The 26,253-nt window shown below is 73.1% G+C and carries 24 protein-coding genes and 1 riboswitch; of the genes, 8 read left to right on the plus strand and 16 right to left on the minus strand.

The genetic code is table 11. The annotated features are described in order from the left end of the window. Positions 1 to 58: 58 nt before the first annotated feature. Positions 59 to 1,051, plus strand: coding sequence for a DMT family transporter (locus JXZ78_RS22875; protein ID WP_030019946.1), 993 nt, complete (start codon positions 59 to 61; stop codon positions 1,049 to 1,051). A gap of 118 nt (positions 1,052 to 1,169) precedes the next feature. Here JXZ78_RS22875 and JXZ78_RS22880 read toward each other — a convergent pair whose 3' ends face one another. Both JXZ78_RS22880 and JXZ78_RS22885 read right to left on the minus strand, forming a co-directional pair. Next, positions 1,170 to 1,811, minus strand: coding sequence for an FMN-binding negative transcriptional regulator (locus JXZ78_RS22880; RefSeq protein ID WP_030019947.1), 642 nt, complete (start codon positions 1,809 to 1,811; stop codon positions 1,170 to 1,172). 11 nt (positions 1,812 to 1,822) lie between these two features. Beyond that, positions 1,823 to 2,497: a pyridoxamine 5'-phosphate oxidase family protein gene (locus JXZ78_RS22885; RefSeq protein WP_030019948.1), complete on the minus strand. Its 675-nt coding sequence runs from the start codon at positions 2,495 to 2,497 to the stop codon at positions 1,823 to 1,825. Between the two features lie 35 nt (positions 2,498 to 2,532). Between JXZ78_RS22885 and JXZ78_RS22890 the strand changes: the two genes are divergently transcribed. Continuing rightward, positions 2,533 to 3,864, plus strand: coding sequence for an aminotransferase class I/II-fold pyridoxal phosphate-dependent enzyme (locus JXZ78_RS22890; protein WP_078624225.1), 1,332 nt, complete (start codon positions 2,533 to 2,535; stop codon positions 3,862 to 3,864). A 228-nt stretch (positions 3,865 to 4,092) separates the two neighbouring features. Continuing rightward, entirely contained in the window at positions 4,093 to 4,692 is a 600-nt protein-coding gene (locus JXZ78_RS22895) for a GNAT family N-acetyltransferase (RefSeq protein ID WP_050502427.1), read from the plus strand. Here JXZ78_RS22895 and JXZ78_RS22900 read toward each other — a convergent pair. Beyond that, positions 4,689 to 5,699 carry a DMT family transporter gene (locus tag JXZ78_RS22900; RefSeq protein WP_030019951.1) on the minus strand — a complete coding sequence of 337 codons (1,011 nt, stop codon included), beginning with the start codon at positions 5,697 to 5,699 and terminating at the stop codon, positions 4,689 to 4,691. The genes JXZ78_RS22895 and JXZ78_RS22900 overlap by 4 nt on opposite strands. Positions 5,700 to 5,774: 75 nt before the next feature. Between JXZ78_RS22900 and JXZ78_RS22905 the strand changes: the two genes are divergently transcribed. Further along, the gene (locus JXZ78_RS22905) at positions 5,775 to 6,683 is read left to right on the plus strand and encodes a LysR family transcriptional regulator (RefSeq protein WP_030019952.1); all 909 of its coding nucleotides are present in this window, start codon (positions 5,775 to 5,777) and stop codon (positions 6,681 to 6,683) included. A 452-nt stretch (positions 6,684 to 7,135) separates the two neighbouring features. On the opposite strand, the gene JXZ78_RS22910 is transcribed toward JXZ78_RS22905, so the two are convergent. The 3 genes from JXZ78_RS22910 to JXZ78_RS22920 all read right to left on the minus strand — a co-directional run bounded on the left by JXZ78_RS22910 (position 7,136) and on the right by JXZ78_RS22920 (position 11,038). Then, complete coding sequence (locus JXZ78_RS22910; protein ID WP_050502453.1) at positions 7,136 to 8,590, minus strand: carboxyl transferase domain-containing protein; 1,455 nt, start codon at positions 8,588 to 8,590, stop codon at positions 7,136 to 7,138. 350 nt (positions 8,591 to 8,940) lie between these two features. Beyond that, entirely contained in the window at positions 8,941 to 10,395 is a 1,455-nt protein-coding gene (locus JXZ78_RS22915) for an acyl-CoA synthetase (RefSeq protein WP_030019954.1), read from the minus strand. Positions 10,396 to 10,564: 169 nt separating this feature from the next. Then, on the minus strand, positions 10,565 to 11,038 hold the full coding sequence (locus tag JXZ78_RS22920; protein WP_030019955.1) for a pyridoxamine 5'-phosphate oxidase family protein: 474 nt from the start codon (positions 11,036 to 11,038) through the stop codon (positions 10,565 to 10,567). Positions 11,039 to 11,231: 193 nt separating this feature from the next. Between JXZ78_RS22920 and JXZ78_RS22925 the strand changes: the two genes are divergently transcribed. After that, the gene (locus JXZ78_RS22925; protein ID WP_050502429.1) at positions 11,232 to 11,909 is read left to right on the plus strand and encodes a cysteine hydrolase family protein; all 678 of its coding nucleotides are present in this window, start codon (positions 11,232 to 11,234) and stop codon (positions 11,907 to 11,909) included. On the opposite strand, the gene JXZ78_RS22930 is transcribed toward JXZ78_RS22925, so the two are convergent. Together JXZ78_RS22930 and JXZ78_RS22935 are read right to left on the minus strand one after the other, a co-directional pair. Further along, a complete protein-coding gene (locus JXZ78_RS22930; RefSeq protein WP_078624227.1) occupies positions 11,896 to 12,465 on the minus strand; it encodes a Rieske (2Fe-2S) protein in 570 nt (189 codons plus the stop codon). The genes JXZ78_RS22925 and JXZ78_RS22930 overlap by 14 nt on opposite strands. A gap of 121 nt (positions 12,466 to 12,586) precedes the next feature. Beyond that, a complete protein-coding gene (locus JXZ78_RS22935; RefSeq protein WP_238783307.1) occupies positions 12,587 to 14,923 on the minus strand; it encodes a S9 family peptidase in 2,337 nt (778 codons plus the stop codon). 332 nt (positions 14,924 to 15,255) lie between these two features. Here JXZ78_RS22935 and JXZ78_RS22940 point away from each other — a divergent pair, with 332 nt between their 5' ends. From JXZ78_RS22940 to JXZ78_RS22950, 3 genes are all read left to right on the plus strand, one after another. After that, positions 15,256 to 15,675 (plus strand): helix-turn-helix transcriptional regulator, encoded by a 420-nt coding sequence (locus JXZ78_RS22940; RefSeq protein WP_030019959.1) that lies wholly within the window; start codon positions 15,256 to 15,258, stop codon positions 15,673 to 15,675. Positions 15,676 to 15,685: 10 nt separating this feature from the next. Next, the gene (locus JXZ78_RS22945; RefSeq protein ID WP_030019960.1) at positions 15,686 to 16,102 is read left to right on the plus strand and encodes a VOC family protein; all 417 of its coding nucleotides are present in this window, start codon (positions 15,686 to 15,688) and stop codon (positions 16,100 to 16,102) included. Between the two features lie 248 nt (positions 16,103 to 16,350). Then, positions 16,351 to 17,340: a ferric reductase-like transmembrane domain-containing protein gene (locus JXZ78_RS22950; RefSeq protein ID WP_238783308.1), complete on the plus strand. Its 990-nt coding sequence runs from the start codon at positions 16,351 to 16,353 to the stop codon at positions 17,338 to 17,340. A 91-nt stretch (positions 17,341 to 17,431) separates the two neighbouring features. Here JXZ78_RS22950 and JXZ78_RS22955 read toward each other — a convergent pair whose 3' ends face one another. From JXZ78_RS22955 to JXZ78_RS41105, 8 genes are all read right to left on the minus strand, one after another. Beyond that, positions 17,432 to 18,250 carry an ABC transporter ATP-binding protein gene (locus tag JXZ78_RS22955; protein ID WP_030019962.1) on the minus strand — a complete coding sequence of 273 codons (819 nt, stop codon included), beginning with the start codon at positions 18,248 to 18,250 and terminating at the stop codon, positions 17,432 to 17,434. Continuing rightward, a complete protein-coding gene (locus tag JXZ78_RS22960) occupies positions 18,247 to 19,347 on the minus strand; it encodes a FecCD family ABC transporter permease (RefSeq protein ID WP_030019963.1) in 1,101 nt (366 codons plus the stop codon). The genes JXZ78_RS22955 and JXZ78_RS22960 overlap by 4 nt, the downstream gene beginning before the upstream one ends. After that, positions 19,344 to 20,393, minus strand: coding sequence for an ABC transporter substrate-binding protein (locus JXZ78_RS22965; RefSeq protein ID WP_030019964.1), 1,050 nt, complete (start codon positions 20,391 to 20,393; stop codon positions 19,344 to 19,346). The genes JXZ78_RS22960 and JXZ78_RS22965 overlap by 4 nt, the downstream gene beginning before the upstream one ends. 30 nt (positions 20,394 to 20,423) lie before the next feature. Beyond that, a riboswitch (cobalamin riboswitch) is annotated at positions 20,424 to 20,607 on the minus strand. Positions 20,608 to 20,722: 115 nt separating this feature from the next. Continuing rightward, positions 20,723 to 21,472, minus strand: coding sequence for a class I SAM-dependent methyltransferase (locus tag JXZ78_RS22970; protein WP_030019965.1), 750 nt, complete (start codon positions 21,470 to 21,472; stop codon positions 20,723 to 20,725). Next, a complete protein-coding gene (locus JXZ78_RS22975) occupies positions 21,441 to 22,814 on the minus strand; it encodes an MFS transporter (RefSeq protein ID WP_238783309.1) in 1,374 nt (457 codons plus the stop codon). The genes JXZ78_RS22970 and JXZ78_RS22975 overlap by 32 nt, the downstream gene beginning before the upstream one ends. Further along, positions 22,807 to 24,168, minus strand: a complete 1,362-nt coding sequence (locus JXZ78_RS22980) for an ATP-grasp domain-containing protein (protein WP_078624243.1) — start codon at positions 24,166 to 24,168, stop codon at positions 22,807 to 22,809. Before JXZ78_RS22980 ends, JXZ78_RS22975 begins: the two co-directional genes overlap by 8 nt. Then, positions 24,165 to 25,208: a cysteine synthase family protein gene (locus JXZ78_RS22985; protein WP_030019968.1), complete on the minus strand. Its 1,044-nt coding sequence runs from the start codon at positions 25,206 to 25,208 to the stop codon at positions 24,165 to 24,167. Before JXZ78_RS22985 ends, JXZ78_RS22980 begins: the two co-directional genes overlap by 4 nt. Continuing rightward, on the minus strand, positions 25,205 to 26,101 hold the full coding sequence (locus tag JXZ78_RS41105; protein ID WP_030019969.1) for a GHMP family kinase ATP-binding protein: 897 nt from the start codon (positions 26,099 to 26,101) through the stop codon (positions 25,205 to 25,207). The genes JXZ78_RS22985 and JXZ78_RS41105 overlap by 4 nt, the downstream gene beginning before the upstream one ends. Between the last annotated feature and the right edge of the window lie 152 nt (positions 26,102 to 26,253).

The following is a 26,253-nucleotide window of genomic DNA, read 5'->3' on the forward strand; positions in this document are numbered from 1 at the left end:
CCACGCGACCACTCCACGGCGCTCGGCGCCGTCCCGGATCTCCCGGAGAAGCACAGCCATGCATGGTGTCTCTTCCCCCGCCCTGCCCGTGGGCCGGGGCCTGTTGTACGTGACCGTCGCCGCGACCGCCTGGGGCACAGCGGGCGCGGCCGCCTCCCTCCTCTACGGCAGTAGCGGCCTGGGCCCCCTCGCTCTCACCTTCTGGCGCACCGTCGGCGGCCTTCTGCTGCTGTCGGCCGCACGGGCGGTACTGCGCCGTCGGGCGGTGCACACACCGGATGCCGCCGTACGTCCGAAGCGGCCGCTGCGGCGCCGCGTCGTACGGATGGCCGTCACGGGGAGCGCGCTGGCCGTCTTCCAAGCCGCGTACTTCGCGGCGGTGGAGAGCACGGGACTGGCTGTCGGCACCGTCGTGACCATGGGGGCCGGGCCCGTCCTCATCGCGCTCGGTGCGCGGTTGACCATGGGCGAACGGCTCGGCGCCGGAGGAGTTCCGGCGGTCGTGGGCGCACTGGCCGGCCTGGCCGTGCTGGTGCTCGGAGGCGGTGATTCCGGTACCGTACGGCCCTCCGGTGTCGCCTTGGCGCTGCTGTCCGCCGCGGGCTGCGCCGTGATGACGCTGACGACCCGCCGCCTGGGGCAGGCCGGTGACGCCGCCGATCCGTACGGTTCCACGATCAGCGCCTTCGCCGTCGGAGCCGGGTGCCTGCTGCCGTTCGCCGCGGCCGAAGGGCTGTGGCCGCAGGCGCACGAACTGGGCCGCAGCCTCTGGCTCATGGGGTACATCGCCGCCGTACCGACGGCCCTCGGCTACGGCCTGTACTTCGCGGGCCTGGCGGCCGTCCGCGCGGCCACGGCGTCGGTGATCTCGCTGGTCGAACCGGTGTCCGCGGCGGTGATCGCGGTGCTCTTCCTGGGCGAGGAGCTGACGGCGGGCACGGTTGTCGGTACGTGTGTGCTGCTCGTGGCCGTCGCGGGACTGGCCGTGGCCGAGGCGCGGGAAGCGGCGGCGGCCCGTACGGGCAGGGCGCGCGCGGCGACGGTGCGCTGACCGGCGGGTGGAGCCGGGGCCGACTCGGGCCGCCCCGGCTCCACCGTCCGCCACCCGCCACCGGGCGCCCGGCCAGGCTGCGGACAGGGGCCCTCAGCTGTGGTCGGCCGCCGGACGGTCAGCCGCTGCCGGCCGTCAACCGTCGCAGCTGATGGGTACGGGCCTGGGCGTCACGGGGCGCGGCCCGCTCGGCCAGGCGCTCCGAGATGCGCCGCTGCACGGTCTCGCTCCGCTTGCCCGCGTACTTGAACTTGGCGCGTACGTCCGTGACTTCCAGCCGAAGCCCCCGAATGCCGGGCAGCTGGCGTCCGTACGGCGGGCCGTCGGCGGTGACGGGCGCCGAGCCGCCTTCGGGCTGGAAGTGCCCCATCTGCCGTGCCAGCAGCGCGGCCTTCTCCTGCGGGTCGTCCACGATGTGGGCCGTGCACGTGAGCTGGACGGCGGCGTAGAAGCTGGTGGGGACGCCGTGCTCGGGCGGCTCCTCCTCGGCGGCCTGCCACGGCCCCGGTATGAACACGTAGTCGTCCACGACGCTGAGCAGGACGGTAGGGGCTGCCTCCAGCGCGCGCCATATCGGATTGGGGCGGGCGAGGTGGGTGACGGCCTCCCGGCGGGCCCGGTCGTAGGCGAAGTGCAGGGGCTGGACGAGGGGCGGGGAGCCGGGCGGGCCGTTGACGGCGAGCTGGCCGAAGTCGTGGCCGGCCAGCCAGTCCTGCCACTCGGCGTCGTCGGTGGGCGCGTCCCAGGGATGGATCAGCATGCGCTCCTCCTTCAGCGTGCCGAGAGGTAGGCGGGCTCGGTGATGTCCGGGGCGAGGTCGTCGGCCGGGACGGGTGTTCCATATGCGGGGGCGACCGGCAGGACGCCGCTCCAGTGGGGGAGCGGGAGGTCCTCGGGCTCGTCGCTCGGGCCGCCGGCCCGGATCTTGGCGGAGACCTCGTCCAGGTCGAGGCGGAGGACGGCGGTGGCGGCCAGTTCCTTGGCGTTCGCCGGCCGGGAATCGGCGGCCCGGCCGGGCACGACCTGGTCGACCAGGGCGTCGAGCGCGGCCGTCTTCTCGTCGTGGTCGGTGACCTGGTGGGCGGTGCCGTGGACGACGACGCTGCGGTAGTTGATCGAGTGGTGGAAGGCGGACTTGGCCAGGACCAGGCCGTCGACGTGGGTGACCGTGACGCACACGGGCAGGCCCGGGTCGGCTGTCTCCCCGGCCATCCGCAGCGGGCGCGACCCGGTCGAGCCGTGCAGGTAGAGGCGGTGGCCGGCCCGGGCGTAGAGCGTGGGCAGGACGACGGGGGCGCCGTCGCGGACGAAGCCGAGGTGGCACAGGTAGCCAGCGTCGAGGATGGCGTGCACGGTCTCGTGGTCGTAGGCGGCGCGCTCGCGGGCGCGGGTCGGTACGGTGCGCTCCGTCCGGGTGAAGGACGGCTCCTGGGGCGCCTGGGACATTGCGTTCTCCATTGCACTAGTGCATAATTGGTTTTGTGCTAGGAGAGTATCGGATCGAAGGGCGGCGCGCATCGGAGATTGCCGCCAGTGTCGAGCGAGCCGTCGGTGCGGGTGAGCTCCAACCGGGCGAAGTCCTGCCCCCCATGCGAGAGTTGGCCGTCTATCTGGAGGTCAATCCCAATACGGTGGCGTCCGCGTACCGGACGCTGCGGGACCGGGGTGTGATCGAGACCGCGGGCCGCCGCGGCAGCCGGGTGCGTCCGCGCCCGGCCAGCACGGTCCGCGAGGCAGCGCTGGGACCCCTGCCGCCCGGCGTGCGCGACGCGGCCGCCGGGAATCCCGACCCCGCGCTGCTGCCCGCCCTCGGGCAGGCGCTGGCCGCGGCCGCCGCCCGCAGCGCGGAGCGCCCGACGCTGTACGGGGCCCCTGCGGTCGGCACGGAGCTGGAGCGGATGGCCCGCGCCGCCTTCGAGGCCGACGGGGTGCCGAGCGGCTCGATCGCCGTCACCTCGGGGGCGCTGGACGCGATGGAGCGGGTGCTCGCTGTGCATCTGCGTCCCGGTGACACGGTCGCGGTCGAGGACCCGGGCTGGGGGAGCCTGCTCGATCTGATTCCCGGCCTCGGCCTGCGGGCCGTTCCGGTCGCGGTGGACGATGAAGGGCCGCTGCCCGAGCAGGTCGGCCGGGCGGTGCGCGACGGCGCCCGGGCCCTGGTCGTCACGGACCGGGCGCAGAACCCGACAGGCGCGGTGCTCAGCGCCACCCGGTCGCGGGAGCTGCGCGAGGTGCTGGCGAGCCATCCGGACGTGCTGCTGGTCGAAGACGATCACGGCCACGACATAGTCGACCTCCCGCTCCACCCGCTCGCGGGCGCCACGGACCACTGGGCGCTCGTCCGCTCCACGGCCAAGGCGTACGGCCCCGACCTGCGGCTCGCCGTGCTGACCGGCGACGCCGTGACGGTGGACCGGGTGCGCGGCCGCCAGCGGCTCGGTCCCGGCTGGGTGAGCCATCTCCTGCAAGACGCGGTGGTGCACCTGTGGCGTACGGGAGCGGTCGACCCGAAGGCCGTCGCGGACGCGTACGGCAGACGCCGGAACGCCTTGATCGACGCCTTGGCGGCCCGCGGTGTCCGGGCGCGGGGGCGCAGCGGGATGAACGTATGGATCCCGGTGCCCGACGAAACCGGCGCGGTCGCCCGGCTGTTGCACGCGGGCTGGGCCGTAGCGCCCGGAGCGCGCTTCCGCATGGACTCGCCGCCCGGCATACGCATCACCATCGCGGGCCTCGCGGAGGACGAACTGCCGGCACTGGCGGACGTCGTCGCGTCCGCAGTCGAACCGAAGGAGGCGCGCCGTTACGACTGAAGTGAGCACGGAAGCGTGGGCGCTGCGGACGCGGGGCGCACCGTGAGCCCGGCCGGTGAGATGCCGCATCTCGGCAGGCGCTCACAGGCCGACCGGCCGACTGAACGACTGTCTGACCGGTTGGCCGATTGAATGACGGGCCGGCCGGTTGACCGACTGGCGGACTGGTTGACCGACCGGCCGGCTGATCGAGGATCGAGGGGGAACGATGCTGGTTACGATCGCACGATGTCTGATCAGAGCTTTCTTGTCCGCGGTCCGCGGGTGGCCGTCCGGCGGATCTCCTTCCGGGACCGGGAGGAGATCGCGGTCCTGGACCGTGAGAGCGCCGCACTGCACCACCCGTGGGTCCCCGCGCGGGACACCACGGAGGAGGCGTTTCGCGCGTACGTGGCCAAGTTCGACCAGCCCACCCACGAGGGCTTCGTGGTGTGCCTCCGGGAGAGCGGTGCGATCGTCGGCGGCGTCAACATCAACAACATCGTCCGGGGCGGCATACAGAGCGGAGCCCTCGGCTACGTCGCCTACGCGTCCACCACCGGGCACGGCTATATGACCGAGGGGGTCCGTCTCGTCGTCCGGTACGCCTTCACCGAGCTGGGGCTGCACCGGCTGGAAGCCAACATCCAGCCCGGCAACGCCTCCTCCGTCCGGCTCGTCGAGCGGCTGGGGTTCCGGCTGGAGGGCTACTCTCCTCGCTTCCAGTACGTGGACGGTGCGTGGCGCGACCACGAACGGTGGGCGGTGACGGCCGAGGCGACTGAGACGGCCAACACGGCCAACACGGCCAACACTGCCGAGCATGCCGCCGGGCCGGACCCCCGCTAGGCGGTGCGGCGGGGGCGGCTCTGGGTCAGGGCGGCACCGGCCAGGACGATCAGCGCGCCGACGGGAGTGTTCCAGCTGAGGGACTCGCCGAGCAGGGCGACACCGGCCGTGGTGGCGATCACCGGGACGAAGTAGGTGACCATCTGGGCAGTGGTGGGACCCACCTCCGCCACCAGCCCGTACTGCAACAGGAAGGCGAGCCCGGTGCCCAGGGCGCCGAGCGCGACGACGGCGAGGAGGGGGATGACGGGGTAGGCCGCCGGGGCGGAGGTGAAGAGCACGGTCACCAGGCCGACCTGGGCCGTGGCGAGGAGCATCTGGGTCCCGGAGAGGGCGACGTGGGAAACCTTGGCGCCGGCCAGGGTGCGCCGGACGTAGATCCAGCCGATGGGGTAGCTCAGCGACGCACCCAGAGCCATCACCGTGCCCGCCGGATCCGTTCCGGAGAACCCCTGCCAGGCGCCGAGCACGGTCAGTACCCCCAGGAAACCGAGGCCGAGCCCCGCGACGCGGCGGCGGGTGGGCCGGTCCTCGGAGAGGGCGACGAGGGAGAGCGCCATGCCCCACAGCGGGGAGCCGGCGTTGCAGATGCTGGCCAGGGTGGAGGGGATGGTCAGCTCGGCGTAGGCGAAGAGGGAGAAGGGGAGGGCATTGAGGAAGAACGCGGCGACCGTCAGATGACCCCAGGTCCGCGCGGAGCGGGGCAGCCGCTCCCGCTTGGCGGCCAGTACGGCGATGAGCACCGCCGAACCGAATGCCAGGCGGCCGAAGGTGACGTGCAGGGGAGTGTATCCCTGGGTGCCGACCTTGATGAAGAGGAAGCTGAAGCCCCAGACCAGGCTCAGGATCGCGAATCGCAGACGCCAGTCGAGGGCGCGGCGTGGCCTGCCCCGACGCGCGGTGGAGCGGTCCGAGGTGGCGGCGCCGTCCGAGGTGGCGGAGCGAGGCGGGGGTGAAGGCGCGGCGGGTGCGGTGTCGGTTCCGGAAGGGGTGGTGGCGGAGCTCATGGGGACTACGATGCGGTTCCATGATCTTGTAGCACAAGCGAGTTTTCGTAGGGGGTATCGCTTAGTATTGCTTAGATGTTGAACCTTGATCGCTTGCGGACGCTGAGTGCGGTGGCCCGGCACGGCTCGGTGAGTGCGGCGGCGGACGGGCTGCATGTGACCACTTCCGCCGTCTCGCAGCAACTCGCCAAGCTGGAGCGGGAGACGGGCCAGCAGCTCTTGGCCAAGCACGGCCGCGGCGTGCGGTTGACCGACGCCGGCCGGCTGCTGGCCGGCCATGCCGTACGGATTCTCTCGCAGGTCGAGCTGGCCCAGGCGGAGCTGGAGGCCCACCGCGGTCAGGCCGTCGGTGAGCTGCGGCTCGGCGCCTTTCCCACCGCGGCGCGCGGACTGTTCCCTGCCGCGTTGGCCGGACTGCGTGCCGAGCACCCGCAACTCCGGCCGCGGCTGCGGGAGATGGAGCCCGACGCCTCAGTGCGGTGCGTGGTGCGCGGTGACATCGACCTGGGTGTCGTGCTGGACTGGCACAATCGGCCGCTCTCGCTGCCCGAAGGGCTGGCGAAGGTGCCGATCCTGAACGACCCTGCCGACGTCGCCCTGCCGGCCGGCCACCCGCTGGCGCACCGCGACTCGGTCGACTTGGCGGAGCTGGCCGACGACGAATGGGTCTCCTGGCCGCAGGGCGAGTTCTGCCACGACTGGCTGATGTTCACCCTGCGCGGCCAGGGCATCGAGCCGCGGATCTCGCACATGGTGGACGAGCACCACACCCAGTTGGCGCTGATCGAAGCCGGGCTGGGGGTTGCGGTGGCACCCCGACTGGGACGTGGGCCGGTACCGGCGGGGGTGCGGGTGGTGCCCGTACGCCACACGATGCAGCGGCACGTCTACGCGATCTGGCGCGCCGACGCCGACCGGAGGCCGTCCATTCGTGCCGCGGTCGCCGCGTTGCGCGCTGCGGGTGAGGAGATCGAGGGGCGCTGAAGGGTCGGGGGGCTGAGGTGGCTCTGCAGGGTCCGACCGTGGCCGGGCCCAGCGGGCAGGGCTACCGGTGGTCGCCGTCCGGGAGCAGGGGCGGGGGAGCAGCCGCTGTCCCGCTCGTGCGGAACGACGTACACACACGGCACATCACCTGATGCCAGGTCCAGCGCGTACGGGCTCGGAAGCGCCGGGTGACTGCCAGCCACGCCATGCCGATGACGGTGTCGCCACGGACCATGACCAGGCGGTGGTGCGAGGACGCGTTCTCCCGCGACCACGCCACGAAACGGCGCACGAACGCGTCGCGCGTGGTGATGGGCGGTGCCCCGTCGGCCTCCTGTACCCACTGCCATCGGAGGGCGGCGACGGCGACCAGGCCGTCCGGGCGAGCGGGGCGGATGTGGAGGGTATCCAGGGGGCCATGGGGGCATGGTGATGCGAGGGGCGCCGTCGCGTCACGGGGGTGCGAGAGGCGAGACGACCCCCCGGATCAATCCCAGGTCCAGCAAGTCCTGGGGACGTATCCGGAGGTGGTCGGCGGTGTCGCGTACCGCGTCCGGGGCGCGCTTGAGGATGGCGGCGGCGGCTTCCGGGGCGATGACGGAGAAGTAGCTGTCCGGTGTCGCCCACAGCCGGCCCGGCGCGGCCAACGCCAGCGCTCCGCCGGACCCGCCCTCCCCGATCAGCAGCGAGGTGACGGGTGTACGGACCGAGGCCAGCGCGGCGAAGACGTCCGCGATGGCGGCGCCCGCGCCGGCGCGTTCCGCTGCCGGGTCGTTGGCCGCCCCCGGGGTGTCGATGAGGGTGAGCACCGGTATGCCGAGCCGGTCCGCCATGTGGATCAGCCGGGCAGCCGTACGGAACCCCGCGGGGCGCACGGCCGTACCGCATTGGGCGGCGAACGCGATCGTGCGCCCGTCGCGTCGGCCGAATCCGCAGCGTATGCCCGGGTCGGTGCCGCCGCAGCGGTCGCCGCTGATCTCCTCGCGCCAGTCGAAGTACGCCTCCAGATACGCCGCGGCGCGCGGCCGCCGCGCGTCGCGGGCGGAACACACCGACTCCCATCCGGACGCGGGGAGTCCGGAGGTGCCGAGGGCATTCGGGGGCGGGGCGGCCGTTGTGGCGGGGCTCGCTTCGGCGGGGTCTGTAGTGGCGGAGTCGGCTTCGGGCGGAGCGGATCCGGCTGGGGTCGCTTCGGGTGGGGCCGCTGCGGCAGCTTCGTCCTGGCCCGCCGTCGCGTCCGGTCTCGCGACCGGTGTCGCGTCCGCCGCTGGTGCCCCGTCGCCTCCTGGCGACAGCAGCCGCAACCAGCGGCCGAGTACCGTGCGCAGCTGGTCCGGCGGGACGACGGCGTCGGCCTGGCCGGCCGCTACCTGGCCCTCGGCGCTGTACGCGTACGGGTCGGCGTCCGCCGGGCGCACGCGTGAACCTGCGAAGCCGACCTGCGCGCCCGGCAGCGCGAGCACGACATCCGCGCCCGCGCCGAGTGTCGCCCAGCCGCCGCCGGTCGTCGGATCGCGCAGCACGGCGATCTGAGGGAGCCGCGCCGCCCGGTTCAGCGCGGACCGGCCGGCCACCCGCTGGAGCTGGGTCAGGGCCCGCATACCCTCCTGCATCCGGCTGCCGCCCGTGGCGATCAGCGTCACGACCGGCAGGCGCAGTTCCCGGGCGCGGTCCCAGGCGGCCACCAGTCGATCACCCGTACGCTCCCCCAGGGAGCCGCCGAGAAAACCGAACTCGAAGGAGACCAGGACGGTTTTCACGCCGGCGACACGGGCGAGACCGCAGACCACCGATTCGCTCTCACCGGTCCGTTCCTGCGCCCGCTGCCGTGCGGAGCCGTAGCCGCCCCAGCCGAGCGGCCCGTCGTCGTACGGGGCAACGGCCGCAGGCCCGACCGCCGGGCCGATACCCGCTCCGGCCGTTGGACCGGCCGCCGGGCGCACTGCCGGTGCAGCCGGTCCCCCGGCGGAGTGACCGGAGCCCGACCCCACCGCTCCACTCCCCTCCGCCTCCGGTGCGGCGAACTCCGCGAAGTCGTCCGTCACGACGGCGATCGCCTCGCGCGCGGACCAGCGCGGCGACGGCCCGGCAGGCGCGGGCCCGGCGGGCGCGGAGCATCCCCCCCGCGGTTCCGCTGCCCGTGTCCCCGCTGCCCACGCCCCCGCTGCCGGCGTTCCTGCTGCTGGTGCTCCCGCTGCTGGGGCCCCCGCCGCTGTTCCCGCCACCCGGGTCGCCGGAACCGCTCCCCGGGCCCTCGCTACGCACGGAGATCCCGTTTCAGCACCTTGCCCATGTCGTTGCGGGGCAGGGCTTCGAGGAAGTGCACCACGCGGGGGCGCTTGTGCGGTGCAAGTTGCCGGGCCACGTGGTCGGCCAGCTCGGCGTCGGAGGGAACGGCGACGCCCTCGGCCGCGGGCGTCGGCACGATCCAGGCGACGATCCGCTCGCCCAGGTCCTCGTCCGGCTCACCCGTCACAGCGGCCTCACTGACACCCGGATGCTCCAGCAGGGCGTTCTCGATCTCGCCCGCGCCGATCTTGTACCCGCCGCTCTTGATGAGGTCGGTGGCCTTGCGCCCCACGATGCGGTAGTTGCCCGCCGTGTCGCGGGTGGCCATGTCGCCGGTACGGAACCAGCCGCCGTCGAAGGCCGCGGCGGTGGCGTCCGGGCGGTTGAGGTATTCGACGAACAGGTTGGGGCCGCGGACCTGGATCTCGCCGACCGTCTCGCCGTCACTGGCCTCGACGGCTTGGCCGGACTCGTCGACAAGCCGGACGTACACGCCGGGCAGCGGCACGCCGACGCTGCCGGGCGATGGCTCGCCGTCGGCCCGCACACTCGTGTTCATCAGCGTCTCGGTCATGCCGTACCGCTCGATGACGCGGCACCCGGCGGCCGCGGCGAGCCGCTCGTGGTCGGCGCGCGGCAGGGCCGCCGAGCCGGACACCAGGAGGCGGGCCCGGCCCAGGGCCTTGGCGAGCGCGGGGTTCTCGCCCGCTTCGACGGCCAGGCGGTGGTACATCGTCGGTACGCCGAACAGCATCGTGCCGTCCGCGGTCAGCTCCCGGACGACGCCCTCGGTGCTGAACCGGCCCAGGTGGCGCACGCTGCCACCGCGGCGCAGCGGCCCGAGGACGCCCAGCACGAGACCGTGGACGTGGAACAGCGGCAGACCGTGCACCAGAACGTCGTCGGCGGTCCACTGCCACACCTCCGCCAGCGCGTCCAGCGTGTGCGCGAGCGCCCGGCGGGGGAGCACGACGCCCTTGGGCGGGCCCGTCGTGCCGGAGGTGTAGACGACGAGGGCGGCGGACTCGGCGCCCGGCTCGTACGGAAGGGGCGGCACCTCCTCGACGTCGGTGGCGGGGTCGACATCGAGGCGGGGGAGGGCGGCCAGCGCGCCGGGCAGCTCGGCGTCCGGCTCGGCCAGTACGAGCGTCGGCCCGCTGTCCGACACGATGTGTGCCAGCTCGCTCTCGCCGATCTTCGGATTGACCGGCACGGCGGGCACCCCGGCGAGCAGCGCGGCCACCACGGCGACCGCGGTCTCCAGGGTGGGCGTGGCCCAGACGGCCACCCGGATCTCGCCGTCGAGGCGCTCGGCGAGCCGGCCCGCGACCGCGGCCAACTGGCGGTAACTGAGCGCACGCTCGCCGAAGCGCAGCGCGGGCTGCGGCGACGCGTCGCTCAGCGCCGGAAAGAGCACGTTCACCAGGTCTCCCTCGTTCTGTTCGTCGCACGTCGGTGCCGCCCCGGACCTGCTGGAACGGGCCGACCCCACCACTGTGTCAGAGACCACCGACAACGCGATCAGGCGGCGCCGCGTGGGAGCGCGACCGGTCCGCTGCACCGGGGCGCGGCGGGCGTCCGGCGGGGCCCGCTCAGCCCGGCATCTTGCGGAAGTCCCAGGACACGACGGCTTCCGGAACCAGCCGCAGCCAGGCATGCCGGCCGTCGTACGGCATCTGTTCCAGGCCGAGCCCGCCGAAGTACTTGGTGGTGAAAAGCCGCTCCGGCACGTCCAGTTCCGCGCAGACGTCACCCGTTCGTGGTACCTCGCCGACGAAGGCCGCGCTGCCGGTCAGCTCCACCCCGCGCAGCTCCCCGTAGTCGTGCCCGTCGTCGACGACCACCGCGATCCGCGGGTTCTCGCGCAGCTGGGCCCAGCGCTTGCTGCGGGTGATCGAGTACAGCCAGAGGGCCGTGCCGTCCCAGGCGAACCAGAGGGCGCCGACGTGCGGCGTCCCGTCCGCGCCCACGGTGGCCACCCGGCACGTGCGCTGCTCCGCCAGGAAGGTGTCCCGTTCGTGCGGCGTCATCATGATGCGGCGCCCGCGTCGCTGTGTGCCGGTCATCCGTCGTCCACCTCCGCCGTACGGCCTGACTGATGGTCAGCATCAGGTGCCAGGCATCATCCGGTCTCTTCCGTGCCGGCGCAATGGCGGCTACGCTCACGCGGCCCGGGCGCAGCGCGGCCCGGCCCGCGGAGCCACAGGGGCGACACGGCTCCGGCTCGCGACGACTCCCGCCCCAGGAAGGGACGAGACGATGGCAGCGGACGCCCGCCTCTTGGCACAGACCGATCCGGCGACGACGGCCCTGCTCACCGTCGAGTGCCAGCGCGGCGTCGTCGGACCGGACGGCGCGCTGCCGGAACTGGCGGAAGCGGCGCGCGCGTCCGGGGCGCTCGGGCGGGTGGCGCGGCTGGTCGGGGCCGCGCACGACGCGGGCGTACAGGTGCTGCACGCCGTCGCCGAGCGCCGCCCGGACGGCCGCGGCGCCAACCGCAACGCGCGTCTGTTCGCCGCCGCCGAGCGTCTGCCCGTACAGCAGATCGTCGGGTCGACCGCGGTACGGGTCGCCGAGCCGGTGCCCGTCTCCGATGACGACCTGATCGTCCGCAGGCTGCACGGGCTGTCGCCGCTCGCCGGTACGGACGTGGACCCGCTGCTGCGCAATCTCGGCTGCCGCACCCTTGTCGTCGTCGGGGTGTCGGCGAACGTGGCGATCCCGAACGCCGTCTTCGACGCGGTCAACCTCGGGTACACGGCGGTGGTGCCCGCCGACGCGATCGCCGGTGTGCCGGCCGACTACACCAGGGCGATGATCCGGCACACCCTCGCTCTCGTCGCCACGGTCACCACCACCGGTGATCTGCTCGCGTGCTGGAGCGGTGCGCGGAGCCGGACGCCCGGCCCCCGGACCGGCCCGGTCACCCCAGCTTGATCGCGTCGCCTTCCACGCTCACCTTGGCCGCGACGAGCCCCTGAGTGGCGGGCCCGTTGCGTACGCTGCCGTCGGCGATGGCGTAGGTGCTGCCGTGGCAGGGACAGTTGATCGTGCCGTCCGCGACCTCGTTCACCAGGCAGCCCTGGTGCCGGCACACCGCCGAGAACGCCTTGAACTCACCCTTGGCGGGCTGGGTCACCACGACCTTGCGGTCCTTGAAGACCTTGCCGCCGCCCTCGGGGATGTCCGTGGTCCTGGCCAGCACGCCTCCGGCCGCGCCGGTGCCCGCGCTCCCCGGAGCCTTGCCGCCGGGCTCCGTGTCGCCGTTCTTCGACCCGTCACCCCCGCCGCCTCCGTCGCTCTTCGACGCGTCGGGCGGCGCGGACGAGGCGCTGTCGCCGTACCCGTCCGAGCCGTTGCCGCACGCCGCGAGCGCGGCGGCCAGTCCCGCCGCGCCGGCCGCCGCGACGACCGTACGGCGGGCCGTGCGCGCGTCCGTCCACAGTCCTGGCGACCGCCCTGCCGATCGCCCGGTCGATGTCCGCTGAGTCATGGGGTGCCTCCAACTGTCGGTGACCCAGGGGCCGCCGGATGCCGTGAGCGGTGCGTGTCACGTGGCGCGTGCGTCCTCTGGGCGTTGTGGAAGTTCCATACGGGCGGGCGGGCGCGCGCGTTCAGCTTCTGTCGAGTGCCGAACGCAGGAAATCACGTTGGTGGCGCAGCAGGTTCTCGTTGACCGCCACGTCGGTGGGCGCGTGTCCCGCTCCGGGCAGCGGCAGCACGCTGTGCCGGCGGCCGGCGGCCAGCAGTTCGGCGGAGAAGCGCAGGGTGTGGGCAGGGGCCACGTTGTCGTCCGCCAGTCCCTGGACGAGCAGCAGCGGGCGGCGGAGCAGATGTCCGTGGCCCACCAGGGAGGAACGGGCGTAGTTCTCCGGTGTCTCCCGGGGGTGGCCGAGGTAACGTTCCTTCCAGTGGGTGTCGTACAGCCGCTGGTCCGTGGGCGCGGCGCCGGCGACCGCCGCGTGGAAGACGTCGGGGCGGTGCAGGACGGCAGCGGCGGCCAGGAAGCCGCCGAACGACCAGCCGCGGATCGCCACCCGGGACAGATCCAGGTCCGCGAAGCGCGCGGCGGCAGCGTGCAACGCGTCGGTCTGGTCCTCCAGGGCGGGGGTGAGCTGATCGCCGTGGATGGTCTTCTCCCAGGCCGGACCCCGGCCGGGGGTTCCGCGGCCGTCGGCGACCAGTACGGCGAAACCCTCCTCGGCGAACCACTGCGCCACACAGGCGAACCAGGTGCGGGCCCGTACGGCGAGCTGGACGCTCGGGCCTCCGTACGGGGAGAGGAGCACCGGCAGCGTGCCCGAACCGGGCTCGTACCAGGAGGGGAGATACAACGCACCGCGCAGTTCCCGCCGCCCCAGGAGGAGGTGTTGCGGGCGTGGGGTGACGACCGGGTCCTCGCCGAGCGAGGCGATGGTCCCGACAGTTCCGGGGGCTTCGACGGTTCCGACGGCGGTGTCCTGCCCGGCGGTGTCCTGCCCGGTGGCGCGTGCGCCGGTCACCGGCCCGGCCGGCCCGGGGCCGCGTACCTCGACGACCGGGCCCTCCGGCGTGAGCCCGCTGACGACCACCGTGCCGCCCCCGGCGGCGGCGGTGAACAGCCCCGGCCCTCCGCTCAGCCGGGCCGGCCGGGCCGAGCCGTCCGCCGGGTCCCACCGCCAGACATGCACCTCCGTCGGCTCCTCGCCGGCGGTGAACCACACCTGCTCGCCTTCCACGGCGACGACCTCCCGCACCTGTAATCCGGGCGGCGTCACGGTGGCGCCGCCCACGCTCAGGTGGCGGGTGCCGGGCGTGTCCTCGGGCAGGACGAGGGCTCCTGATGCCGTACGGGCCGGGGTGCCGCGCACGATCTCGGTCCAGGCGAGGTCGGTGCGTTCGTGCAGCGTCCGGGTCGCGCCGGTGCCGGGGTCGACCGCCAGGGTGCGCAGTGTCCGCTGGTCGCGGCTCTGTACGCCGATGAGCGGTCCGTGGCCGTCCCACCCGGCGCTGACGAGGTAGACGTACGCGGCCCGGTCCCACGCCACCTCGACCCGCCGCTCTCCGGAGGCGGCCACGGGTACCGGAGCGGCCGCCGCCCCCGAGGCGGTCACCGGCACGATGTGCAGCGACACGTCCGCGTTGGCCGTCCCCGCCGAGGGATAGGCCACCGTGCGCGGCGGCTGCTCGGGGTGTGCCGGATCGCTGATGTAGCGCCGTTCCACGCCGGACGTGTCCACCCTGGCCACCAGGAGGTGGCGGCTGTCCGGGGCCCACCAGTAGCCGCGCGAGCGTCCCATCGACTCGGCTGCCACGTACTCGGGCAGACCGTAGGTGACGTCCGGGCCTTCGGCGGCCGCCAGCCGCCGGTCCTTCTCGTCCTCCAGGGCGACGACGTGCAGCGATCCACCGGTGACATAGGCGACCAGCCGCCCGTCCGGAGAGGGCCGGGGATCGACGACCGGCCCGGCGGTCCGTACGCGGACGGGGGCGCCTTCATCCGTACGCACCACCCACAGTGCTCCCGAGAGCGCGCAGGCCACCACGCGCGCCGCCGCGTCGGTCGCATACGCCACGACACCGGTGGAATACTCCCGTGCCCGCTCCCGCCGCACCCGCTCCGCCTCGGGCAGCCGCCGCTCCGCGGTCTCTCTCGTCTCTCCGCCGTCCGCGGTCTCCGCTGCCGGGCCGGCTCCCAGCGTCTCCGGATCGATCAACACCCGCTCCACGCCGTCCTCGTACATCCACAGCCGCCCTACGGGGTCGCTGCCCCCGCCCGTACGGACGAAGAGCACGCGGCGGCCGTCCGCGGAGACGCCGAACTGACGCGGCACGCCGAGGGAGAAGCGCCGGGTGCGGGCGAATTGTGCGGGGAAGGCGGCGGAATCGCCTTCGCGGGCGGGGGAGTTGGAGTCGGCGGGCGCCTCGGGGGCGGCACCAGCCGAACGGAAGAGGCCTTCAGCGGGAGTCATGACGGGACTCTGGCACCAAGTCGTCCCGGCTTCCACCATCCATGGCCACGTCTCTGGGCATATCCATGGGCACACGGATGGGCACATGGAATGGGCACACGGTTGGACACATGGATGGGCACGCGGATCAGCGCGCGGATATGACGAAGCCCCGCGGACGGGGGAACCGCGGGGCTTCGTTCGACAAGTGTACATGTGTTCAGGTGTTATGTCTTTTCTGTAGGGCTTGTGGACTCCGTGTCGCTACGCCTCTGCGGGGCCGTGCCTTTCCGTGCCTGGACGGCGCGCCGCCCGCAAGCGCGCCCCGCCCTCCACCGTGGGACGATGGACCCGTGACCTTGGAGGACCTCGTCCGGCTCCGCCGGGCCCGTGACCTGATGGACCGCGAGTACGCGAAGCCGCTCGACGTCGCCGCGCTGGCGCGTACCGCGCACATGTCCGCGGGCCACTTCTCCCGCAGCTTCCGCGCCGCCTTCGGGGAGACGCCGTACAGCTACCTCATGACGCGCCGCATCGAGCGGGCCAAGGCGCTGCTGCGGCGGGGCGACCTGTCGGTGACGGAGGTGTGTTTCGAGGTCGGCTGTACCTCGCTGGGGTCGTTCAGCTCGCGGTTCACCGAGCTGGTGGGCGAGAGCCCGAGCGCGTACCGGGCCCGCCGCCACGACGAGGGCGCCGCCATCCCCGCCTGCTACGCCAAGATCTACACGAGACCGGTCAGGAACGGAGAAGCGCCGCCCGCTCCCCGCCCGTAGCGTTGGCCGTATGGATATCAGCCTTTCGACCTGCTTCATCGCCGTCGACGACCACGACAAGGCGCTCGCCTTCTACCGGGACGTGCTCGGCCTGGAGGTGCGCAACGACGTCAGCTTCGAGGGGATGCGCTGGGTGACCGTCGGCGCGCCGTCGCAGCCCGACGTGAACATCGTCCTCGAACCGCCCCTCGCGGACCCGAACGCCTCGCCCGCCGACCGCGAGGCCTTGACGGAACTTCTGGCCAAGGGCCTGCTGCGGGCCGTCATCTTCACGACCGGCGACTGCGACGCCACCTTCGAGCGCATCCGCGCCGCGGGCGGCGAGGTGCTCCAGGAGCCGGTCGACCAGCCGTACGGCGTCCGCGACTGCGCCTTCCGCGACCCGTCCGGCAACATGCTGCGCTTCAACCAGGCCCGCAAGCAGTGAGCGCGGCGCCCGTCTCCTGAGGACGGACCGGCCGCTTCCCCTGACATGCACAGGGGGGAGCGGCCGGTCCGTGGGCGGCAAGTCGGCAGAGGAGTCAGAGACGGCAGGGGCGGCAGGGGCGGGAGAGATGGCCGCTCGGCCGAGTGACGCCTGCTCTGGCTGGATATTTCCTCAACAACGCCCGCCTCTCCAGCCACACTTGTACGGCACGTACGACGCGTTGGCGACAGCTGTCCGAAGGGCCCCGCATGCACCCCGAAACAACAGGCCGCGACAGCACGCCGCCGGCGTCGGCGCCGGTGCGGGACAGACGTACCGGCGGCCGTGTCCCGCTGCGCGCCGATCTCAAGGCGGCCCTGCCCGACGCCGGTGCCGCGGTGGTGGTCACCGTCGCCGTGTTCGTCTTCCTGTACCTGCGGATGCGGTCCGGCGCGTCCGCGACGGTCTCGGTCATGCCCTTCATGGACGACCCCCGCACCTACTGGATGTACCTGCTCAGCCAGGCGTTCGGCTGGTCGGGGCTGCTCTGGTCGTGGGGGACGGTCATGCTCGGGCTGCTGCTGTCCGGCCCCCGGCCCGGCCGGCTGCCGGTCTCCCGGACCGTGCTGGAGCGCTGGCACCGCACCACCAGTCTGACGACGATGGCGCTGATGTTCGCGCACGCGCTGATGTTCGCCGCCGAACTGGTGCGTGACGCGGGCGGGACGGCTTGGACGGCGCGCCTGTGGTCGGCGTTCGCCGACACGTTCGTGCCGGGCTGGTACGACTCGGGTACCGGCAGGCTGGCCATCCCCATCGGGCAGGGCGCCCTGTACCTCGCCGTCCCGCTGGGGCTGCTCTTCTACGTCCGGCACCGCATCGGCGCGTCCGCCTGGCGCCGGCTGCACCGTTTCGTCATCGTCGTGTACGTGCTGAGCGTCTGGCACACCCTGCTGTACGGCACCAACGTCTGGTACGACGAGTGGCCGCGTACCGTCGTGTGGCTGCTGCAACTGCCCGTCGCGGTGCTGCTCCTGCTCCGGCTGCTGCGTCCGGCGCGGCGGGCCGAGCGCCTGGGGCTGCCCGGGCGGCAGCCGGAGGCCGCGCCGCTGCGCTGGACGGCCCGGGCCGCGGGCCGCGCCGCTGCCGCCGCGGTGATCGTCGGGCTGCTGGCCGTGGTCCTCTCCGGCCACGACGGCGGGCGGCCCCGGCCGGACGAGCCGCCCGCGACCGCCCCGGCCGGCCTGGAGCCGGAGTGACCTGGCACCGCGACAGCCGGTCAGGCACCTGAGTGGCCCGCGACCGCCCCGGCCGCTCAGGAAGCGGAGCGACCCGTACTGCCCCAGCCACTCAGCAACCCGAGTGCCCCGGCACCGCAACAGCCGGCCGATCGCGCTCCCCGGGGAGGAACGACACCTGCGGCGCCCCCGTACGCGGGCTGACGGAGACCTCGGCCGTCACGCCGTACACCTCGGCCAGCAGTTCCTCGGTCAGCACCTCGGCGGGCGGCCCCGACGCCGTGACCTGCCCCTCGCACAGGACGTACAGGCGGTCGCAGTAGTACGCGGCGAGGTTCAGGTCGTGCAGCGCCACCAGGGCCGTGGCGGGCAGCCCGCGCAGGATGCCGAGCACCGTCAGCTGGTGCCGTACGTCCAGATGGTTGGTCGGCTCGTCGAGGACCAGCAGGGAGGGCCGCTGGGCCAGGGCGCGGGCGATGAGCACCCGCTGGCGCTCGCCGCCGGAGAGCCGGTCGAAGGACCGGTCCGCCAGCCCGGCCGCGTCCACCGACTCCAGAGCCCACGCCACCAGTGAGGCGTCCTCGGCGCTGTCGCCGTCGAGCAGCCGCTTGTGCGGTGTACGGCCCATCGCGACGACCTCGCGCACGGTCAGGTCGAAGTCGGCGCCCGTCTCCTGCACCACGGCCGCCACCGTGCGGGCCAGCCGCCGTACCGGCAGCGACCAGGCGTCCGTGCCGTCCACCCGGACCTGCCCCGCGGTCGGCCGCAGCACCCGGTAGACGGCGCGCAGCAGGCTGGACTTGCCGCTGCCGTTGGGCCCGACCAGGCCGATCACCTCGCCGGGCCGGGCGGTCAGGGAGACGTCGTGCACCAGACGGTGGGCCCCGGCGGTGAGCGTGAGGCCGTCGACGGTCAGTTCGGTCGCGCTCATGCCACTCCTCGGTGCACGGTACGGCGGGCGTCCCGGCGCATCAGCCACAGGAAGAACGGTCCGCCGCACAGGGCCGTCAGCACACCGACGGGGATCTCCATGGGCGCGGCGACGGTACGTGCCGCGATGTCGGCCCAGATCAGGAACACCGCGCCGGCCAGTGCGGCGGCGGGCAGCACCCGGCGGTGATCACCGCCCACGAACAGGCGCACCACGTGCGGCAGCATCAGGCCCACGAAGCCGATCGGCCCGGCCGCGGCCACCAGGACGCCGGTGACGAGCGAGAGCAGGACGAACATCCGGGCCCGGAACCGGGCCACGTCCAGCCCCATCGTCGTGGCGGCCTCCTCGCCCGCCAGCAGCAGGTTCAGCGACCGGGCCTGGACCAGCAGGACCGCGATGCCCAGCAGCAGCGCCAGTCCCGGCAGCCACAGCGTGCCCCACTGCACCCCGCCGAGGCCCCCGAGGGTCCAGGCGAGGACCGCACGGGCCTCGTTGCCCCGGTCGGAGGTCAGCAGCAGGATGTCCATCACCGCCGTGAGCACCGCCGCCATCGCCACTCCCGACAGCACCAGCCGTACCGAGGTGATGCGCCCGCCGGTACGGGCCGTCGTGTAGACGAGCAGCAGGGTCAGCAGCGCGCCGGCGAAGGCGGCGGCCGGCAGCGACAGCGGGCCGAACAGGCTCACCCCGAAGACGATCACCATGACGGCGCCCAGGGACGCACCCGAGGAGACGCCCAGCAGATACGGTTCCGCCAACGGGTTGCGGACCAGCGCCTGCATGGCCGTACCGATCACCGCGAGCCCCGCGCCCGTCACCGCGCCGAGCGCCACCCGCGGCGCCCGTACGTCCAGCACGATGGTCTCGCGCGCCCGGGACCACCCCGGGTCCGGCAGGTCGGCGCCCAGCGCGTGGGTCACGATGCCCCACACCTCGCCGGGTGGTACGTGCACCGACCCGATCGCCATCCCCGCCGTGGCGGAGACCAGCAGCAGCACGCCGAGGACGACGAGGGTGACGGCGAAGGACCGGCGGCGCGGCGGCGTCTCCTGCCGGTGCTCGCGGACGACCGCCGTTCCGGCGGCGGCGGTCACCGGAACCGCTCGGGGTGCAGGGCGCGGGCCAGCTCCTGCACCGCGTACGGCGGCCGCACCCCCACGAGGGTCGCGGTCAGCGGCAGGATGACGAACCGTTTGTTCTTGACAGCGGGCACGTCGGCGAGCGCGGGCTGCGACAGCAGGAACTTCTTCTTCGCCTCGACGCTCCCGGCCCCCGCGTAGTCGTAGATCGCGATGACCTCGGGCTTCCGGTCGACGACCTGCTCCCAGGACGCGTCACCGAAGACCTTGTCCAGGTCCGCGAACACGTTCCGGCCGCCCGCGAGCTGGATGATCTCGGTGCCGAGGCTCTTGCCGCCGGCGGTGAAGGCCGCCTTGTCGCCGCTGTCGTACACGAAGACCGGTACGGCCGGGGCGCCCTTGACCGCTTGGGCGGCCCGGTCCACCCGCCCCTTGAGGTCGGCGGCCAGCTTGTCGGCCCGTTCCCGGATGCCGAAGATGCTGCCGACGGTGCGGACCTCGTCGTACGCGTCCTGCATGGACACCTGCTTCTTCCCGCAGTACTCGCGGTTGAGGTAGGTGTTGATCCCGGCGTCGGCGAACGCTTTGCGCGAGCGGCCCTCGTTCTCGGCGAAGGCGCTGGCGTACCCGCCGTAGACGAGGTCGGGATCGGCTTCCAGAACGGTCTCGAAGGACGGTTCCTTCTTCGCCAGCTGCGGCAGCGCCTTGTAGTCCGCGCGCAGCTCCGGCAGGACGGCCGAGTCGGGGAAGGCGGTGCCGATCATGCGGTCCTTGAGCCCCAGCGCCAGCATCAGTTCGGCGGGGTGCTGGTGGATGGTGAGGACCCGGGAGGGCGGCTTCCGGTAGGTGGTACGGATGCCGCAGTTGTCGATGGTGACCGGGAAACCTTTCGCCGCGGTGGCCGCGGGCTCCGCGTCGTCCGCGGTGCCCCGCGATGTGCCGCAGCCGCCCAGCAGGACGGCGGACAGGGCGAGGGCCACCGCCGGTGCCGTGGCGCGCCGCAACCGGCGCCGCCGGGCGGTGGGGGGAGAAAGAGGGGGACGGGTCGTGCCGTCGTACACGTAAAGCCTCCTGCGGAGTCCGCGCTCCTCGGAACGGGCCCGCGACAGGCCAGTGTCCTGACTCCCGGATCGATGTTCCCCCGGCCTTCCCGCGCCGCGCGCGGTGGCCCGATCTGCCTGATGGCGGGTCACTCCCCGGTCACAGTGGCGGGACCGCGCCGGAATCGCACCGGCTTCCTGTCTCCCGTCGCGGTGATGACCAGGTGATATTACGGGCGGTCGGACCGGGGGCAAAGGGCGCGCGTACGGTTCCGCGCGCCGCCTCCGACGTGCGCGCGCCGTCCGCGGTGTGCGGGCGCCGGGCCCCGCCGTGCGGCCCGGCGCCCCGCTCACGCCGCGCGGACCGCCCGCAGCACCAGCCGCTCGGCGTCCTGGTCGTACGGGCGGCCGTCGAAGCCGCCGAAGATCTCCACCTCCTGGAAGCCGGCCTCCCCGGCCATCCGCCGCAACTCCACGGCGCTGTAGACGAACCAGACCAGGCTGGTACGCGTCACCCGGTCGCCCCGTACGAGCACCCAGTCGCTGCGCAGCCGCGCCCAGTCGTCCAGCACGGTGTCGGTCTGCACCAGCAGGTCGGCACCGCGCTGCACCACCTTCGGCGGTGTGACCTTACGGGCCAGCAGTTCCTTTCCGGCCATGTCCAGGAGCAGGGTCCCGCCGGGCGCCAGGCAGTCGTGCATCGTGCGCAGCACACGGGCGTTGTCGGCGGGGTCCTCGAAATAGCCGAACGACGTGAACATGTTGAGGGCGACGTCGAAGGCCCCGGGTTCGGTGAACTCCCGCATGTCGGCCTGGACGTACCGGGCGGTGACCCCGGCGTCGGCGGCTCGCTTGCGGGCGCGGTCCAGCATCACCGGGCTGCGGTCGACACCCGTCACACCGAAGCCCCTGCGGGCGAGCGGAACGGTGAACACCCCCGGGCCGCAGCACAGGTCCAGCACCCGGGCCCCGGCCGGGAAGGACAGCAGGGGTGAGGTGTCGAGCAGTTCCTCGGCCTGGGTGTAGCGCCCGTCGGAGAAGAGGAAGTCGTAGAACTCGGTCCAGAAATCATCGTCCTGGAATCCGCCCGTGTGCGTCATCGGGTACCGGTTTTCCTTCCGTGAGGTCCGTGGTGACCGTGGTGACCGTGTGGTCCGTGGTGGCTGTGTGGTCCGTGGTGACCGTGGGGTCCGTGAGAGGGGTGACGGGGGTGCGGGCATCGGCGGTGACGGGAGCGGCCGAAGCCGTCCCGCGCCTGCGCCGCAGGGCCAGCAGAAGTGGCGGCAGCAGGACGCACTGGGCCGCGGCGAAGAGCCAGAACCAGCCCGCGTGCCCGGCGCGTTCGCCGAAGCCGTAGAGCTGCCCGCCCAGCACACCGCTGGCACAGGCGCCCAGCCCCGCGGCGAGCCGCTGCTGTCCGAAGACCACGGCGTCCGAGCGCGGACTGCGGCGCAGGGCCTCCAGGTCGTTCTTGAGGAAGAGCACGATGTCGCCGAGCGTGATCAGGACACCGCCCGCCAGCAGGGCGGTCCGCGTCCCGGCCGCCAGGACCGCCATCCCGGCGGCCAGACCCGCGAACCCGATCGCCAGGGCGAGGGGGTAGCTCATCCGCCGGATGGCGCCCGACGCGAGCGGCTGGACGACGATGACCAGGACGAAGCAGGTCAGCAGCACCAGGCTGTAGAACTCGCTGGACGCCCGCTCCACGGCGTACACGGCGAGGTAGTGCTGGAAGTGGAAGTAGAGGTAGAACGCCAGGCCGTTGGCGACGAAGGGGAGGACGGCGATGCCGGTGAGCAGGCCCTGGCCGGCCACTGGCGCACTGCCGGGCTCGTCCTTTTCCGGCCCCACCGCAGGCAGGCGCGCATGCCCCACGGCGACCACGGCGAACAGCGCCGTCACGACGAGGAACAGCGGGCCGGGGGACGACAGCACGAACGGCCCCGCGACGAGCGGGCCCACGGCCATCCCCGCGTTGAGCGCCGCGTTGCCCGCGGACAGGAACGCGGGCCGGCGCTCCTCGGCCACCCCGTGCACCAGATACGCCTTGTTGGCCGGCAGGTACAGCGCGGCGCCGCAGCAGGTCAGGATCAGCGCCGCCACCGCCACCGGCGGCCACCGCAGTGCCGCCAGGAACGCCGCGAACCCCGCCGTACGCACCACCAGCGCCCAGAGCATGGTGCGCCGCAACCCCACCCGGTCGGCGAGCGCACCGCCGAGCACCCCACCCGAGAACTGCACGAGGGACGCGGCGGCCAGCACCACGCCGACCGCCCCCAGCCCCATCCCCAGCCGCTCGTGCAGGAAGACCGACATGAACGGCAGGACCATGAAACTGCCGAGCGGGATGAGGAAGGAACTGAGCAGCAGGAAGCGCAGCGGCCCGGTGAGGGTGGACAGCGCGGTGCGCAACCCCGGTCCGCCGCCGACGCGTTCAGCCACCGGAGCCCTGGCCTGCCCGGCTCACCGTAGCCCCAACCGCCGTACCGGCCGCGTCCGCCGGCCCCGCCGCGTCCGCCGGTCCCGCTGCATCCCCCGGTCCCGCTGCATCCCCCGATCCCGTCGCGTCCGCTGCCCGGAACGGCTCCGTCCGCACCCGTACGGCGTTGGCCGCCGCGACGGCGCAGTGGGTGGCCAGTTCGGCCGTTTCCGCCTCCGCGTAGACGATGCCCGCGTATCCGCGGCTGTCGCCCAGGTGCTCGACGGGGTCGCCGGTCCGCTTGACCGGGTACCAGGCGGGGGAGCCCGGCATGTCCGGCAGCCGGTCGAGTCCGTCGACGCCGGTGAACACCCCCGGCTCCTCCGGGTATCCGAGGACGAAGGCCGAGGCGGGGCCGCCGGGCAGTACCGCGTCCATGAGTCCGGGGCGGCTGCCGAGGGCCGCTTCCACCATCGCCTCGTACACGTTGACACCGAGGGCCCGGCACAGCCCTTCACCGACGAGCGCGCCGCCGATCCGCGGGTTGATCTCCACCACTTCCGGGCCGGCGGTGGTCAGGGCGAACTCCACGTGGGCGAACCGGTCGGTGTAGCCGACGGCGGCCAGCACCCGGTCCAGCCACTGCTCCAGAGCGTCCCGGCGCGGCTGCGGGAAGGCCACGGGGAACGCGGTGATCTCCTCCCGGAAGTGCGGCTCGGGCGACATCAGGCGGCTGGAAACGCCCAGCAGGCGGGTCCGTCCCGCCCAGGTGAGGGTCTCCGCGCTGTACACCGGCCCGGAGAAGTACGGTTCGGCGAACAGGCGGCCCTTGAGCTGCCGCCCGGCGGCCTCGGCCAGTGCCGCGTCCAGCTCCCGCTCGTCCCGTACGAGCCAGACGTTCTGGCTTCCGGTGCCCGCGGTGTCCTTGAGGATCGCGGGCAGGCCCACCGTCTTCACCAGCAGCGCGGCCGTCGCCGGGTCGCCACGGTCCGCTTCGGCGGCGCGGGCCCGGGTCAGCCCGGCCTCGAACAGCCGGTCGCGTACGGCGGCCTTGTCCCGGGTCAGCCGCAGCACCGCCGGGGCGAGGCCGGGCAGCCCGAAGCGGGCGGTGAGTTCGGCGCCGACCAGCATCCAGGTGTCGGTCGAGCTGATCAGCCCCCGCAGGTCAGGGGTACGGCCGAGCTGCTCCGCCACCAGTTCCGTGTCGAAGGTCTCGGTCTCCACCACATCGACGGCGCCCGCGGGCAGCCGCTCCAACTCATAGGCGTAATACGCGGGATCGCGGGTCAGCAGCCGCAGGGGCTCGCCCAGCCGGGCGGCGGCGCGCGACAGGTGGCCCAGTCCGAAGGTGAGCGATTCCAGGCAGACCACGGTCATGCGCGGGCCTCCTTCCGGGGGGACGGCCAGGGGGCGCGGTTCCACGCCATCGTCGACCAGGGCATGGTCATCTCCTCGGGGCTGCCGACCTCCGTCGGCTTCAGTGCGGCCAGGTCCGCGGCCTCCCGGTGGCGGGCGTACACCCGTTCCACGTAGCGGTGGCCGGTGTCGGCACCGATCACCAGGTGGAGCCGGTCGGGGTGGCGGCGGGACTCGTAGGTGGCGGTCAGGTACGCGGCGCCGGTGGACAGCCCGGCGAAGACGGCGTGCTCGCGCAGCAGGGCGACGGCGCCGGACATGGCGTGGGTGAAGTCCATCCAGTGGACCGCGTCGTACAGGTGGTGGCGGACGTTGTCGAAGGGGATCGAGGAACCGATGCCGGCGATGATGGCTTCCGGGTCGTGGTGGTCCTGGCTCCCGAAGGTGACGCTGCCGAACGGCTGCACCCCGACCAGCCGGACGCCGGGATCACGGCGGCGCAGATGCCTCACGAGGCCGCCGGTCGAGGCGCCCGACCCGACGCCGCCGACGACGGTCAGGCTGTGGTCCGGCAGAGCCGTGGCCACCAGGTCCGCGACCTCCTGGTAGCCCAGGTAGTGGATGTCGTCGTGGTACTGGCGCATCCAGTGGACGCCGGGCCGTTCGGCGAGGATCTCCCGTACCCGCCGTACCCGCATCTCCTGGTCGAGCTTGAGGTTCTGCGACGGTCTGACCTGCTCGACCGTCGCGCCGAGTATCTCCAGCTGGGCGAGGGTGGTGGCGTCGACGGTGGTCGAGCCCACGATGTGGCAGCGCAGTCCGTAGCGGTGGCAGGCCAGCGCCAGGGCGTAGGCGTAGATGCCGCTGGAGCTGTCGATCAGGGTCTGCCCGGTACGGATGGTGCCCTGGTCGAGCAGTTGGCGGACGGCCGCCAGCGCGGAGTAGATCTTCATCGACTCGAACCGCAGCAGCACCATGCCGTCCGTGAGCCGGACGAGGTCGGGGATCTTGAGGGCGTCGGCTATGTGGGGATGGGCGTCGGCTCTGTGGGGATGTGTCACGCGTAGCCTCCTTGGGCGAAAGAGCACTGGTGACCGAGCGAACGGAAGAAGGCGGACAGCTCGCCCTTCAGGGACGGCGCCGGCCGGCCGCTGAAGAGGTAACCCACCAGCGATCCGGTGTGGGCGACGAAGACGCCGTCCGCGCCGAATTCCTCGCGGTGGGCCAGCACGGTTTCGAAGGTGTGCTTGGGCAGCACCTCCTGGGAGAGCACACTGCTGAAGGTCGCGGCCCGGGCCACGGCTGCCGGGTCGCCGGAGGCGAAGCCCTTCAGGAGGTCGGTCAGACACCGCTCGTACTCCGTGGCACAGCGCCGGTAGTGCCGCCGCAGCAGCGGCGTGACCGCGGCGGTGTCCACCGTGCCCGGCTCCATGACGAAGGCGGTGTGGAAACCGATGCCGGTGCCCAGCCGCCGTACGACCCGGTGCCGTCCGCTCAGATGGAGCGCGAACTCGTCGAGGAACACGCTGTCGGCCCGCTCTATCGCCGCCAGGACGCGAAGGACGGCCCCGGTGTCGTACGGCAGCGAGAAGACCCGGAACAGGCAGCGCAGGGTCGCCACGATGTCCGCCGTCGAGCTGGCCATGCCCACCCCGACGTGCAGGTCCGAGTGGGTGCTCCACCGGCCCGGCGGCAGCGTCAGGCCGAAGTGCTCCAGGAAGAGCCGCGCGGCCGTCGCCGCCTTCGCGCCGAGGGGCGGTTCGCCGGGCGGCTCGTCGCCGGGGCCGGCGCCCGGCGCGAAGTACACCCAGGAGTGGCGGTCCACGGGGAACGAGACGATGGCGATGTCCGCGTCGCCGCCGGGACGCAGCGGGCCCTGGAACAGCTCGCCCAGGGTGCCCTGGCAGACGCCGGAGACCCAGCGTGCCGGGTCGCCGCCGGGGGTGGTCAGCATCGCGCACCGTACAACGGCCGTGCCGCGCCGGGTCGTCGGCCGCCCCGGAGACATTCCCTGCGGTATTCCTCGGTCACGAACACGCCCTCTCTCGCCGCACCCGGTCCGAGGATTTCGACCGGTGAGTGAGAGGGCGGCCGCGCCGGTACGCG

The sequence above is a fragment of the Streptomyces monomycini genome, from assembly GCF_022271435.1.
Taxonomy (GTDB): domain Bacteria; phylum Actinomycetota; class Actinomycetes; order Streptomycetales; family Streptomycetaceae; genus Streptomyces; species Streptomyces monomycini.